Source organism: Streptomyces sp. NPDC042201 (assembly GCF_055582185.1).
The window spans coordinates 297,965-311,829 of sequence record NZ_JBVJDS010000008.1; the positions used below are offsets into that span (position 1 = coordinate 297,965).

At 71.4% G+C, this 13,865-nt stretch carries 10 protein-coding genes and 1 pseudogene; 4 read left to right on the forward strand and 7 right to left on the reverse strand.

Annotated features, from left to right (window positions below):
- Positions 1–32 precede the first annotated feature (32 nt).
- A complete protein-coding gene (locus ACZ6MZ_RS21515) occupies positions 33–716 on the forward strand; it encodes an ABC transporter ATP-binding protein (RefSeq protein ID WP_384180892.1) in 684 nt (227 codons plus the stop codon).
- Between the two features lie 215 nt (positions 717–931).
- Entirely contained in the window at positions 932–1,915 is a 984-nt protein-coding gene (locus ACZ6MZ_RS21520; RefSeq protein WP_469353607.1) for a GNAT family N-acetyltransferase, read from the forward strand.
- A gap of 84 nt (positions 1,916–1,999) precedes the next feature.
- Here the strand turns inward: ACZ6MZ_RS21520 and abc-f are convergent, their stop codons facing one another.
- The 7 genes from abc-f to ACZ6MZ_RS21555 all read right to left on the reverse strand — a co-directional run bounded on the left by abc-f (position 2,000) and on the right by ACZ6MZ_RS21555 (position 9,902).
- Entirely contained in the window at positions 2,000–3,676 is a 1,677-nt protein-coding gene (gene abc-f, locus ACZ6MZ_RS21525; protein ID WP_469353609.1) for a ribosomal protection-like ABC-F family protein, read from the reverse strand.
- A gap of 169 nt (positions 3,677–3,845) precedes the next feature.
- The gene (locus ACZ6MZ_RS21530; RefSeq protein ID WP_469353611.1) at positions 3,846–5,279 is read right to left on the reverse strand and encodes a ParB/Srx family N-terminal domain-containing protein; all 1,434 of its coding nucleotides are present in this window, start codon (positions 5,277–5,279) and stop codon (positions 3,846–3,848) included.
- Between the two features lie 251 nt (positions 5,280–5,530).
- Positions 5,531–6,100, reverse strand: coding sequence for a hypothetical protein (locus tag ACZ6MZ_RS21535; RefSeq protein WP_469353613.1), 570 nt, complete (start codon positions 6,098–6,100; stop codon positions 5,531–5,533).
- Positions 6,097–7,554, reverse strand: coding sequence for a hypothetical protein (locus ACZ6MZ_RS21540; protein ID WP_469353615.1), 1,458 nt, complete (start codon positions 7,552–7,554; stop codon positions 6,097–6,099). Before ACZ6MZ_RS21540 ends, ACZ6MZ_RS21535 begins: the two co-directional genes overlap by 4 nt.
- A 5-nt stretch (positions 7,555–7,559) precedes the next feature.
- Positions 7,560–8,369: an ABC transporter ATP-binding protein gene (locus ACZ6MZ_RS21545; RefSeq protein WP_469353617.1), complete on the reverse strand. Its 810-nt coding sequence runs from the start codon at positions 8,367–8,369 to the stop codon at positions 7,560–7,562.
- 133 nt (positions 8,370–8,502) lie between these two features.
- Positions 8,503–9,336 carry a zf-HC2 domain-containing protein gene (locus ACZ6MZ_RS21550; protein ID WP_469353618.1) on the reverse strand — a complete coding sequence of 278 codons (834 nt, stop codon included), beginning with the start codon at positions 9,334–9,336 and terminating at the stop codon, positions 8,503–8,505.
- The gene (locus tag ACZ6MZ_RS21555; RefSeq protein WP_469353620.1) at positions 9,333–9,902 is read right to left on the reverse strand and encodes an RNA polymerase sigma factor; all 570 of its coding nucleotides are present in this window, start codon (positions 9,900–9,902) and stop codon (positions 9,333–9,335) included. The genes ACZ6MZ_RS21550 and ACZ6MZ_RS21555 overlap by 4 nt, the downstream gene beginning before the upstream one ends.
- Before the next feature lie 707 nt (positions 9,903–10,609).
- Between ACZ6MZ_RS21555 and ACZ6MZ_RS21560 the strand changes: the two genes are divergently transcribed.
- Complete coding sequence (locus ACZ6MZ_RS21560) at positions 10,610–12,523, forward strand: glycosyl hydrolase family 28-related protein (RefSeq protein ID WP_469353621.1); 1,914 nt, start codon at positions 10,610–10,612, stop codon at positions 12,521–12,523.
- A gap of 541 nt (positions 12,524–13,064) precedes the next feature.
- Positions 13,065–13,843 (forward strand): annotated as a pseudogene (locus tag ACZ6MZ_RS21565) (ABC transporter permease).
- The last annotated feature ends 22 nt before the right edge of the window (positions 13,844–13,865 follow it).

Below are 13,865 nucleotides of genomic sequence, written 5' to 3' on the forward strand. Positions count from 1 at the left end.
TCACCATCCTTGTGCACAGCAGGAGTTGAACCATGTACCAGCTCAGCGGCGTCACCAAGCGCTATATGCGCGGCAAGAAGACCGTCAACGCGCTCGCCGGGGTCGATCTGACCATCGAGGACGGCGGCAGGCTCGTCATCCAGGGCCCCACCGGCGGCGGGAAGTCCACCCTTCTCCAGATGCTCGGCGGCCTCGACCGGCCGACCGAGGGCAGTATCGAATTCGACGGGGTGGACCTGGCGAAGCTGCCCGAGGCCCGGCTCACCAAGGTCAGGGCCGAGAGCATCGGCTTCGTCTTCCAGAGCTTCAACCTCATCCCCACGCTGACCGCCCAGGAGAACGTCGAGACGGCGCTCGTGCCGCTCGGCCTCAAGGGCGCCGCCCGGCGCGCACGGGCGGCGGAGGCGCTGGACTCGGTCGGCCTCGGCGAGCGGCTCGGCCATGTGCCGGGTGAGCTCTCCGGCGGCCAGCAGCAGCGCGTCGCCATCGCCCGCGCCCTGGTGAAGCAGCCGAAGGTGCTGCTCGCCGATGAACCCACGGGAAACCTCGACGAGTCGATGCGTGACGAGATCATGGAGCTGCTGGAGGGCCTCTGGAAGGAGCACGGCCTGACCTTCATCATGGTGACGCACGACAGCTCGATCGCCCGCCGCGCCCCACGGCTCGCCACGATCCGGAAGGGACGGGTCACGGTCACCGAGAACGCGGCCGCCTGAGGCACACCGCCGGTACGGGCCGCGCTGCCCGTCACGCCTCGGTTGTAAGGGGTGCTTGTGCTCCACGGGGGCGCCTGTGGCTCCAGGGAGTCTGCGTGGCGCCCGGGAGCCCGTGTGGCGCCTGGGGCGCAAGCATCCGGCCCGGTCCCGTCCGGCCGTCCGGACGTCCCCGTAACTCGGGGGCGTCACCACCCTCGTACGCGTAGGTTCGGTCCATGCTGATCACTCTGGGAAGCCCGCCCTCGGACGCCGAGACAGCCGCCTGGCACGCGGTGATCACCGCGGCGCATGTGCTCGATCTGCCGGCCTCGGTGCCCGAGCCCGGCAAGGCGGAGACCGTGGGGAAGCTGCGGGTGCCGCCGGCCCACGGGAGAAACGTTCATCTCGCGGCCACGGCGCCGGACGGCTCGTACCAGGGCGTCGCCTCGCTGCTCCTCCATACCGACGAGGAGAACCGGCACACGGCCTTCCTGGACGCCCTGGTGGTGCATCCCGACTTCCGGCGGCACGGCGTCGGCGCCGCGCTCTGGGCCGCGATACGTCGCGAACTCGCGGCGGAGGGGCGGGCCTCGGTCTCGACGGTGCTCGAACTCGGCGGCGCGGGGCAGGCGTTCGTCGACAGTCTCGGCTTCTCGAACGTGCTTCAGCTCGGCTGGTACGTGCAGCGCGTCCGGCAGGCGATGGACGAGATCCCGCAGCCCGCGCTGCCCGACGGCCTCCGCTTCGTCCACTGGCCGGGCGTCGTCCCCGACGAATCCGCCGAGGCGCTCGCCGTGGCGCACGAGGCGATGCGGGACGCGCCGACCGGCGACATGGACGAGCGGCCGCCACGCTGGGACGCGCAGAGAATCCGGGCCGCGGCCCGGCTGATCGAGGACCGCGGCGGGGTGCTCCTGACCTCCGCGGTGCTCGACACCACGGACGGCGACGCCGTCGTCGCGTACACGGAGGTCGTCCTGCGCGACCCCGCGGACACCCGCGCGCTCCAGTACGACACGGTGGTCGTCCCGGCCCACCGGGGCCGCGGGCTGGGGCGCGCGGTCAAACGCCATCTGCTCGGGAGACTGAGCGAACTGCATCCCGGCGTACGGGAGATCAGCACGACCGTCGCCGACGACAACACGGCGATGCTGGCCGTGAACGAAGGCCTGGGCTACCGGCGCGAACGCCCGGCCGGGGTCTTCCAGGTAAAGCTTTAGAGCGCCGCGGGGATCAGCCCTGGCTACAGCCGTTCGTGTCCCGTGGTGTGTCCCGCCCGGGCGTCGGGCGGGACACACCGGGCCTTACCGGAGCCGCTGCCCCGCGTCGGTCGCGTCGGTCGTTTCGGGGACGACGTGGCCGGACCGCAGTTCCAGCCGGGCGCCCCGGAAGCCGGCGCGGAAGCGGCGGTCGTGGGAGACCACCACCACCGCTCCCTCGTACCCGGTCAGCGCCTCCTCCAGCTCCTCCACGAGGCTGAGCGCCACATGGTTCGTCGGCTCGTCGAGGACGAGCAGATCAGCGGGGCGGGTCACCAGCCGCGCCAGCTCCAGCCTGCGCCGCTGGCCGGCCGAGAGCGCCGCGACCGGTACGGCCAGGTCGTCCTGGCGGAAGAGGCCGAGGCCCAGCAGTTCGTCCGCGTACTCCTCCGGCAGGCCGGGACGCCCCGCCGCGAACGCCCGCAGCAGCGGGAGCCCGGACGGTACGGCGGGCAGCTCCTGCGGCAGATAGCCGGTCAGGGCCGGACGGCGCACCGAGCCGCTGTCCGGCTCCAGTTCACCGGCCAGGACCCGGAGCAGCGTGCTCTTGCCCGCCCCGTTGGGACCGGTCACCAGCAGCCGTTCGCCCGCCGTCACCCGCAGGCCGGCCACCCTCAGCCGGCCCGCGACCACCACGTTCTTCAGCTCGGCCACCACGCCTTCGCCGAAACCGCACTCGGCGGCCGCTCCTTCCGCGCCGCCGGAGCGCAGCGTCGCCGCGAACCTCAGTGGCTCCGGAGGCGCCGGCACCGGCTCCTGACGCAGCCGCCACAGCCGCTGCCGCGCCGCCCTGACATGCCCGGACAGCTTCGCCTCATGTGACCGGCGGAACTTGCCGAAGCCCTCGCGCGGGTCCTTGCCGGTGGCCGCGAGCCGCTGTCCGGCCGCGCTGACCAGCTCTTCCGTACGGGCCACCTCGGCCAGCCACTCCTGGTACTCCTGCTCCCGGCGGCGGCGCGCGGCGGCCTTCGCCGTCCGGTAGCCGAGCCAGCCGTCGCCGTACCGCGTCACCGTCCGGGTGTCCCGGTCGACATCGAGGATCGTCGTCGCGATCCGCTCCAGGAACGCACGGTCGTGGGTGACGGCCAGCACCGTCCCGCGATGCGCGATGAGCCGTTCTTCCAGCCAGCCGGTGGCCCGGCGATCGAGATGGTTGGTGGGTTCGTCGAGCAGCAGCAGCTCGGGCGCCGAGGCCAGCACGCACGCCAGCGCCAGCCGGGACTGCTCCCCGCCGGAGAGCGAGCCCAGCGGGCGGTCCCGTGCCACCCGGGTGAGCCCGAGTCCATGGAGCGCAGCATCGACCCGGGCATCGGCCCGGTAGCCGCCGCGCTCCTCGTACACCGTCAACAGATCGCCGTACGCGGCCAGTTCGTCGTCGCTCGTGGTGCCGAGTGCCGCTTCGGCCGCCCGCAGTCCGCGCTCCATCTCGCGCAGATCGGCGAGGGCCGCGTCGACGGCGTCCCGCACGGTGCACGCGGGATCGAGGTCGAGGGTCTGGGCGAGATGGCCGATGCCGCCGGGGAAGCTGACGGTGATCTCGCCGCTGTCCGGCCGTTCGGCCCCGGCCAGCAGCCGCAGCAGCGTCGACTTGCCGGAGCCGTTCTCCCCGATGATTCCGGCCTTCTCGCCGGGACGTACGGTCAGCGACACCTGGTCGAGAACCGACCGGTCGCCGTACGCCTTGGACACGTCTTTCATCGCCAATTGGGCGCGTTCGCGCATGCTTCTTCCTGGATTGTCACGCCCTGGTGCAGGGCTGGACCGACTCGGGCCTGAGGAGCGGGCCCGAAATCACAGGAAGTAGTAGTGAACGAACATGGCGACGAGTGTAGCCGCGCCCCGTCGCGGAGGCCCCTGGAAATAGACCGGGCCTCCGCGGCGGGAATTGCCTCTATCGGGGATTGCCGACGAGCTGGACCGGGCCGTTCAGGGTGTTCGCGGTGCAGCCGGGGCCCGACAGGGTCACCCGCTGCTTCGTGTTCACGATGGAGAGCGGCCCGGTCAGCGAGGTGCCGCACAGCTGCACGGTAGTGGCGCCGACCGCCTGGACGGGCCCGGTGATGTCGGCGCCCTTCGCCACCAGGCCGGCGCCCGCGACGACCACGACAGGGCCGGTCAGCTTGGTGCGGTCCAGGCAGGTGACACCGGAGGAGACGACCAGCGGGCCGGTGTGCGTGCCGGTCAGCGTCTTCGTGCAGGCGGGCGTGGGCGCGACCCGGCCGCGGAAGCCCAGGGCGTAGGCGAGCTTGCCGGGCTTCGCGTCGGAGATCGGAGCGCTCAGCTTCCCGAACTCACCGCCGGTCGGCTTTTTCCCGTCGTTCCACTCGTCCATCCGGCCCAGCTCGTCGGCGGTGCGCCCGTCGGCGATGACGGTGTCACCGGCCACCCCGGACATGGCCTCGGAGGCGGTGCGGACGGCGCTGAGGTAGGCGGCGGAGTCGTTCAGGTCGTACGTGCCGAGGTCCACGCGCTCGCGCAGCCAGGTGCCCCACAGGAACTCCAGATACTCCGCCGCGTCGTCGGGAGCCTGGTAGCCGATGTCGCGCGTGAAGTAGACGAGGCTGCGGTAGCGGTCGTCGTGGAAGCTCGCCAGGCCCAGGCGGCGCGGGAGCTGGTCCGTGGTGATGGGGCGGTTGTTCTCGTCGCGCAGCCAGACCCACTTGCGGTCCTGCATGCTCTGCCAGAAGGCGGCGGGCGAGAGGTCGCTCAGATTGCCGGTGACCCGCAGCCGGATGTGCATTGAGGGGCCGCCGTCGGACGTCTCCAGGAAGGACGTCAGGGTGTGGTGCCCGTCGGTGAGATACAGCTCGCCGCCGGGGCCGACGACGACCGTCTTCATCGCGGCCCGCGTCTCGTCGGTCTCCTCGCCGACCGGGACGGTGCAGGTGAAGCTGGCCGGGTCGGCGAGCGTGGCGCCGGCCTGCACCGTCGCCGCCTCCTCCTGGCCGTTCGTCTCGCACCAGTCGTCGAACCGCTTGTTGAAGTCGCCGTTCTGCTCGTCCTTGGTGCTGCCGTACCGGCCGAGCTTGTAGTAGATCTGGTCGAAGCCGATGGAGGGCTGGGTGGGGCGCAGCTGGTCCAGCGTGACGTCGAGCAGGTCGCCGGCCGCCGCGCAGAGCGCCGTGCCCTTCGCTCCGGAACAGTCGGGGCCGCTCGCCGCGGCGGCCGGGACACCGCCCACGAGGACGCTGCCCAGCGCGAGCGCTCCCGCGGCCAGCCCTGCCGCCAGGCCGCGCGCCGTGCCACGAGCGGCGCCGCCCGGCCGCCTGCCGGTCCGTATGGATTCCCTGCTCGGCAGGGGCTGCGTACGGGCTGAGCCGGTCATACGGTCTCCACGTGGCGTGTTGGCGTAACCGCGCCGCCCGTACGAGCGGCGCGGTCGGGGGTCGTGCGTATCCACTCACCCCTCCCCGTCCCGCCCGGTGACTCCCGGCCGTCGGGAGGGTGGCAGCCAGGTGAACGCTGACACCCGACGGTGCTGTACGGCGGGGCGGGACGCAAGGACGCCTCCGGCAACCGGAGATGCTCCAGGGCACCCGGACGCGCGGGGCCAAGCAGCGTCTCTCCGGACCGAGTTCAGCGCCGGGGCCCGGCCAGCGCGTACGCCGGTCCGCCGACGGCCGCGAGGAGCAGCGCCGTCCAGCTGGCGGCGGCCGTGCCGGACGGCTGGAGCATCCAGGCCGCCACCTGCTCCGCCGCCCCGCCCGTCGACGGTACGAAGAGCGCGACCGCGCACCAGCCCAGCGGCAGGGTCCAGGCGGACCGGCCGCCCCACACCGTCGCCGCGAGCGCCGCGACCCCCGCCATGCCCGCGCTGTTCCGTACCACCTGACCGGTCGGCACCGGCCCGTCGCCCGTGGTCAGCAGAGCCAGCAGCACGGCCCCGGCGAGCACGCCGATGAGCAGCACATGCGCCGCGCGACGGGGTGCCCAGCGGATCGCCCCCGTACGGTCGAGGGCCAGGTCCTGCCCGCTCAGCCCGGTCGTGGCCGCCGCCACCGCCGTGGTCAGCAGCAGGGTGTGCACCCTCGGGTCGCCGGGCGTCGCGCCTTGGGCGAGCGGCCACGCCGCGAGGGTGCAGACCAGGACCGCGGCGAGCGAGGCGGGAACGTGACGGGAGCGCGCGTAGAGCGTCAGCCACCTCACCGCGGACCGCCGTCCGCCAGCACCGTCAGCAGGTCACCGTCGCAGGACAGCGCGGCCGTTCGCAGGGCGGCGATCCGTAGCCGCTGTTCGTCCGCGGGCAGCGCGCGCAAGGCGTTCCAGGCCGGACGGGTCAGTGCGTCGACGTCGGCGCGCAGCCACAGCGTGCCGGCCAGGGGCTTCAGATCCCCGGTGAACCAGGCGGCGGCCACGGTCCGCGCGGCCAGTTCGCGCACCACCCGCGTCTCGTCGTACGCGCGCAGTTCCTCCTCGGTCGGGTCGGTCAACTCCGCTTCGAGACACGGCGCTGTTCCGGCGCCGCCCAGCAGAGTCCGGGTGGACTCGTCCCCTGTGGTGTATTCGAGAGCCTGGGCTTCGAAGTCGACGGGTACGACGTCGGCGGTGCGCGGCCGCTTCGTGTCCCGGGGCCAGGCGTCGACGCTCTCGTGCACCGCCGACGGCGGGTCGGGCAGCCGGCCCAGCAGGCGCAGCGCTTCCTCGGCGGGACCGGTGAGCGCGGCCAGCCGTTGCTCGTGCAGCCGGGTGACACAGACCCGGCCGTCGCAGACCAGTTTTGCCGCCGCCGTGTCGACCACGTAGTTGCGCTCCGGATCCGAGGGCAGGACCGGCAGCGCGACCGCCGCGCCCAGCACCATCGGCAGCAGCGCGAGCAGCCGGGCCCGCGGCTTCCCGGCCACCAGCAGCAGGAATCCGGTGGCGGCCACCCCGAGGAGCCAGAGCGCCTGTCCGGCATTGACGCGCCAGGAGACGGTCAGGAACTCGCTGTGCACCAGGGACAACGACGGGGTGAGCAGCATGATCCCGTTGGGCACCACGTCCTTCAGCACCACGTCGCTGAGCAGGACCGAGGACATCAGCGCCGCCACGGCGAGCACCGGAGGGGTGAGCGCGGACGGCAAAGTCCTGGTGACCCCCATGCCCAGCCAGGCACCGGCGACCATCGCCAACGCCCCGACGAGCAGGATCGGCAGCCAACTGAGGCCGGCGTAGCCGTCGTTGACGAGCACCCGCACCCCGCCGTACCCGAACACCAGCAGATAGGCGACGGACAGCGTGAGCGCCGACGCGCCCGCCGTCCTGGCGGCACGGTGCCACGGGGGCCGCGAGGTGGCCGAGAGGAGCTCGGACGTGCCGGAGCGGTGGTCCCGTAGCCCCTGCACCGCCCCGCCGGCCACCGCCAGGGGCCACAGAAGCACCAGCAGGAACCGGTGCCACCACGCGGTGGATGTCCACTGCGCCGTCCAGCTCTCGGCGCCCTTCGTCCACGGTCCGCTCATCAGCTCCAGACCGGCGAGCGAGCCCACCAGGAGCAGCCCGCCCAGCCACAGGGCGGTCGACCGGCGCAGCTCGGTCCGCAGGATCCGTGCCTTCGCCGGGGTCTTCCGGCCCACCGGAGCCACCGGGTTCCCGGGGGCCTCGGCCGTCTTCGTGGACACCGGGTTCACCAGGCACCCCTGTCCGGCCCGGAGCGCATGAGCAGCGCCGCGTAACCCCGCTCGATCGGGCTGTCACCCGGGTCGTCCGGGCCTCCGGCGTCGGCGAGTTGGTCCGGGGTGCCCCGGAACACCAGCCGGCCGTCCGCCATCAGCACCACATCCGTACAGGCGGCCGCGACATCCTCCACGAGATGGGTGGAGACGACGACACAGCTGTCCGTGCCGAGTTGCTGCAACAGCCCGCGGAAGCGCAGCCGCTGCGCCGGGTCGAGACCGGCCGTCGGCTCGTCGAGCAGTAGAATCACCGGGTCGTTGACGATGGCCTGGGCGATCCCCACGCGCCGCACCATGCCTCCGGAGAGGGTCTTCATCCGGTCGTCGGCCCGGTCCGCGAGGCCGACGCGCTCGACGGCACGCTGGACCGCCGCCGGGATGTCCGCCCCGGGGACCTCCTTGAGCCACGCCATGTACTCGACGAACTCCCGGACGGTGAAGCGCCGGTAGTACCCGAACTCCTGCGGCAGATAGCCGATCCGGCGGCGCAGCTCGCGCCGGCCCTCCTGGGCCCCGGCGGCCGTGCCCAGCAGTTCGAGGGTTCCTCCGGCCGGGCGGAGGACCGTGGCGAGAGCCCGGATGAGGGTGGTCTTCCCGGCGCCGTTCGGCCCGAGCAGACCGTGCACGCCGGTTCCGAGGGTGAGATCCAGGCCGTCGACGGCCGTCTTGCGGCCGCCGGCCCTGACGGTCAGTCCCTCGGCCCGGATCTCCCAGGCGTAGGCCGTGGGCGCCACCTCGGCGGCGGTCACACCGCGCGTCATGTCGTCGTTCCTTCGGTCATCGGTGCGGGCCTCTCTTCTGTGTGTACGTGTCAGTGGTGGGCGCGTGTCAGCGGCGCGCTTGAGTGGTGAGCGCGCTTCAGCGCGGCGGGCGCGTGTCAGCGGTGGGCGCGTGTCAGCGGTGAGCGGCCAGCAGGGTGTACGCGCCTCTGCGGGCGATCACGACCACCGTCCCCAGCGCGAAGAGAGCGCCCCACACGGGCAGGGCGTCCGTCTCCAGGGCGAAGGACGTACGGCTCACGGCCAGGGTCGGCCCCACGATCACCGCCGCCCAGACCGCCACCAGCCCGAGCGCGGCGCGCGTCACCCCGATCAGCCCGCCGAGCGCGAGCGTGCCGGTGGTGAAGGCCAGACAGGGCAGCAGCCACTGCGCGACCGAGGTGCCGGTCAGCCACCCGGCCACCAGCAGCACGGAGATCACCAGCACGAGTACGGAGGTCGTGCGCCGGAGCACCAGGTGCAGCCCGGCGCGCGGCGTCGCGGCGGTGAGTTCGTACGCGGGGTCCAGCCCGCGTGCCCAGGAGGCGGCGACGCCCAGCACGGGCAGCACCGGAGCCAGCAGCACCACCACCGAGATGCCCTGGCCGGACTGCCCGGCGGACTGTCCGCTCGTCAGGTCGAGGAGCACGGCGAGTGCGATGACGACAGCCGTCATGCACAGCCACGGCACCATCACCGGCGACGCCCAGGTCGAGAGCGTCAGGGCCCACCGGCGCCGTGGCGGCATCGGGTGGACGCGTGGCAGCAGGGGCGCCAGCTCCGACCAGACGCCGTCGACCAGCGCGGTCACCGCCGGCGCCCGCTCGCCGACGACGGCGGAGAGCCGGCCTCGGCACACCGCGCACGACTCCAGATGGGCTTCCAGCGCCCACACCTCGTCGCTCGCGATCCCCGTATCGCCGCGCGCATAGCGGCTGATGAGCCGTTCGGACGCATGTTCCACGCTCATGACAGCGCCTCCCGCATCGCTCTCCGTGCCCGCCGGGCGCGGGTCTTGACGGTGCCTTCCGGCAGCCCGAGCAGGACGGCGGTCTCCCGTACGGACAACCCGTCGAGGACCATGGCCCGCAGTACGTCCCGCAGTTCGGGAGCCAGCCGCCCCAGGGCGTCACCGACCTCACCGTCGACCCTGGCGGCGAGCATCTCGTCCTCGGCCGCCGGTGCGGCGGTCCTGGCCGGCTCGGCGGTCAGGGCGGCCGGCAGCCTGGCCTGGTGCGCGCGCCGGCGGAAGGCGTCGACGAGACGGCGTGCCGCGATCGTCCACAGCCAGCCGACGGCGGTCCCGCCGACCGCGGCCCCCGCGAACGCGCTCGCCGCGCGCCACACCGCCAGATACGTCTCCTGCATGACCTCGGCGACGATCTGCTCATCGGCGCAGCGCCGGCGCAACCGCACCGCCAGCCACGGCGCCGTACGCCGGTAGAGCTCCTCGAACGCGGCGCGGTCGCCCTTGGCGACGAGCCGGACGAGTCTCTCCTCGTCCAGCTCCGCTGGTGTCTTCCTGCTTACTCCCACACCTTTAAGACGCCCGGGCCCGGCGCCGGGTTTTCCTGCGGGTGTGTCCTGCGTCACAGCACGTGGACGGTGCCTGGATGGTGCCAGTGTCCCGTCTCAAGCGACCTGCTCCAATCTCAGCAAAGCTGATCCGATCCGGGCCGTGACCTTGGGTTTTCACGTGGTCGGGGCGGTCTTGGATGCGGGAACGATGGTGACCGCGTCGGCGGGCGGGGTGACGGGCTGGGGCCAGGTGCGGTGGTGGGCGCGTTTGAGGCCCCAGTTGGACATTTTGCGCTCGCTTGTCCCGTGCCGCATAGAAACGAAGGGCCGTGTTGCCTGGTCGGCGACGCCGCCTCCTGTCCCTCCCACTGTCGGGGCAGGGCAGGCCTGGCCCTGGTGGTCCTGGTGGTCCTGGTGGGCGCGTCTTGGCGAACGAGCCGGCCGGGCCAGGAACGCGAATCGCGCTGTCCGGTGCGGCAAGTGGGAGCAGCGGGGGCGTGAGTTGACGGTGCGGCGCTCGGTAACCGGCGTGCGCACACTGTTGACAAACCGGTGACATGCTTGAAAACTCGCACTGCTCCACCGCATTACATGGACTGAACAGCTCAAATATGTGCGGTTCTTTTGCAAGATAACGGCAGGCTTGTCGTCCTGTTCATCTGCGACCCTGCCGCCCCCACCCCCACGGCAATCACTCTGTCGACCCCACGGAAACAGAGGACACCATGAAGTCGAAGCAATTGAGACGACGCCTGCTCGGCGGCGTACCCCTGGCCGGTCTGCTCGTCGTCGGGCTGCTGCCCGCCCCCGTCGCCGCGGCCGACATCACCCGCGGGACCGACAGCGCGTTCGCGCGCCCGGCTGCGGCCGAGCGCGGAGCGACGCTTCCGTACGTCGGGTACGAGGCCGAAGCCGGCCAGTACGAGGGCACGTTGCTGGAGGCCGACCCGGAGCGCACCTTCGGGCACACCAACTTCGCCAGCGAGTCGTCCGGGCGCAAGTCGGTACGGCTCAACAGCACAGGCGAATTCGTGGAGTTCACCTCCACCAACGCCGCCAACTCGATTGTCGTGCGCAATTCCATACCCGACGCGCCGGGCGGCGGCGGCATCGACGCCACCGTGAGCCTCTACGCGGACGGCGTCTTTGTGCAGAAGCTGGACCTGTCGTCCAAGCACAGTTGGCTGTACGGCAACACGGACGACCCCGAGTCGCTGACCAACACCCCCCAGGCCGACGCCCGCCGGCTCTTCGACGAGTCGCACGCGCTGCTCGACAAGAGCTATCCGGCGGGCACCACGTTCAAGGTGCAGCGCGACGCGGACGACACCGCGTCGTTCTACATCGTCGACCTGATCGATCTGGAGCAGGTGGCGCCCCCGGCGAGCAAGCCGGCCGAGTGCACCTCGATCACCGAGTACGGGGCGGTGCCCGACGACGGTCAGGACGACACGAAGGCCATCCAGGACGCCGTGACGGCGGACCAGAACGGCGACATCGAGTGCGTCTGGATCGGGCCGGGGCAGTGGCGCCAGGAGCAGAAGATCCTGACCGACGACCCGCTCAACCAGGGCCAGTACAACCAGATCGGCATCAGCGATGTGACGGTCCGGGGCGCCGGCATGTGGCACTCGCAGCTCTACACCCTGACCGAGCCGCAGAATGCGGGCGGGATCAACCACCCGCACGAGGGCAACTTCGGTTTCGACATCGACAAGAACACCCAGATCTCCGACATCGCCATCTTCGGCTCGGGCCGTATCCGTGGCGGCGGCGGCGCCGAGGGCGGAGTGGGGCTCAACGGACGCTTCGGCGAGGGCACCAAGATCTCCAACGTGTGGATCGAGCACGCGAATGTGGGTGTATGGGTCGGCCGTGACTACGACAACATCCAGTCGCTGTGGGGCCCGGCCGACGGACTTGAGTTCAGCGGGATGCGGATCCGCGACACGTACGCCGACGGCATCAACTTCACCAACGGCACCCGTAATTCGTCGGTGACCAACTCGTCCTTCCGCACCACCGGTGACGACTCGCTGGCCATCTGGGCCAACCGCTATGTGAAGGACCCGGCGGTCGATATCGCGCACGACAACTCGTTCACCAACAACACCATCCAACTGCCCTGGCGTGCCAACGGTGTCGCCATCTACGGCGGCTACGGCAACAAGGTCGAGAACAATCTGATCGCCGACACCGCGAACTACCCGGGCATCATGCTCGCGACCGACCACGACCCGCTGCCCTTCTCCGGCGAGACCCTGCTTGCGGGCAACGCGCTCCACCGCACCGGCGGCGCGTTCTGGGGCGAGGCGCAGGAGTTCGGTGCCATCACGATCTTCCCGGCGAGCCGGGACATCACCGGCGTCACCATCCGGGACACCGAGATCCTGGATTCGACCTACGACGGGATCCAGTTCAAGAACGGTGGCGGCAACGTACCTGACGTCAAGATCAGCAACGTGGAGATCGACAAGTCCAACAACGGCTCCGGCATCCTCGCGATGGGCGGCGCTCGCGGCAGCGCGACACTGACGGACGTGACGATCACCAACTCGGCGCAGGGCGACGTGCTGATCGAGCCGGGATCGAGCTTCGTGATCACGGGCGGCCCCGGCGCGAAGAAGGTGCCCGAGTAAGCCCGGAGCAGGCTTGATTCGGGATCGGTACCGCTCGGCGCCTTCCGTCTGTCCCAGGAGACAGCGGAAGGCGCCGAGTGCGTGAAGCGGGGATTCATGTGCTTCTCGGAGTCCGGTGATTTCCTGTGCTCCCCGCAGCCTGCCCCAATTGCTCCCGGAGGCCCGTCCCCTGCCTCGGAACCACCCCACACCGTCCCGGCGCACCGAGTCCCGCCGCGCCCCCGGGAAGGCAGGCGTCCCCAGCCCGACGGACTGCCGCATGGCCGGGGACGTGACCTGAGCGTGGTCACCGCGGACAGCCACGCCGCAGTTCACACAGACCACGCTGCCGTGCGCGGCGAGAGCGCCGGGCGCGACTGTCCTCTTCACCCGCGCCAACGGCGCGCCCCGGGCTCCGCGCAGCTCACCACGTCCGGGGCAGAGCAGGTTCAACGAGACAGGACAGCCAGGCCGCGGCTGTGGAGCGGTGGCGCCAAAGAGATGCCCTCACCGGCCGCCCTCAGCTCGGCAACGCGGTCAACTCCCAGAAGGAGAAAGCCCGATGACCACCCTGTCCTACGCTGTCAGCGATTCGGCGACGATGCTGCGCCGCAACCTGAAGCACGCGCTGCGCTACCCCTCCATGACGGTCTCGGTCGGCGCGATGCCGGTGCTGATGCTTCTGCTCTTCAATTGTCTTCGGCGGCGCCCTGGGCACCGGCATCGCCGGCACCTCCACCGGCGGCAACGACTACATCGACTACGTCACCCCCGGCATCATCCTGATGGCCGCGATGTCCGGAGCCGTGGTCACTGCGGTCGGCGTCTTCGTCGGCATGACCGAAGGCATCGTCAACCGGTTCCGCACGATGGCGATCTCCCGGGCGTCGTTCCTGACCGGGCATGTCGTCGGCAGCGTGATCCAGACGATGGTCAGCATCGCGGTCGTCATCGGCGTCGCGCTGCTCATGGGCTTCCGGCCCGACGCCGGGCCCGTCGAATCTCGCGGCCGCCGGCCTCCTCACCCTGGCGCTCACCTGGCTGTCCGCCGCGGTCGGCCTGGTCGCCAAGAGCCCGGAAACCGCCAGCAACATCCCGCTGCCGATGCAGTTCCTCCCCTTCACCGGCAGCGCCATCGTCCCGCCGGAGTCCATGCCCACCGGACTGCGCTGGTTCGCGGAGTACCAGCCCTTCACCCCGGTCATCGAGACGCTGCGCGGCCTGCTGATGGGCACACCGATCGGCACCAGCGCCCTCGCCGCCCTCGCTTGGTGCACCGGCCTCAGCCTGCTCGGCTACCTCTGGGCACGAACAGCCTTCAACCGCGACGCCGACCGCTGACCGCGTCGGCGCCGGGCTGTGG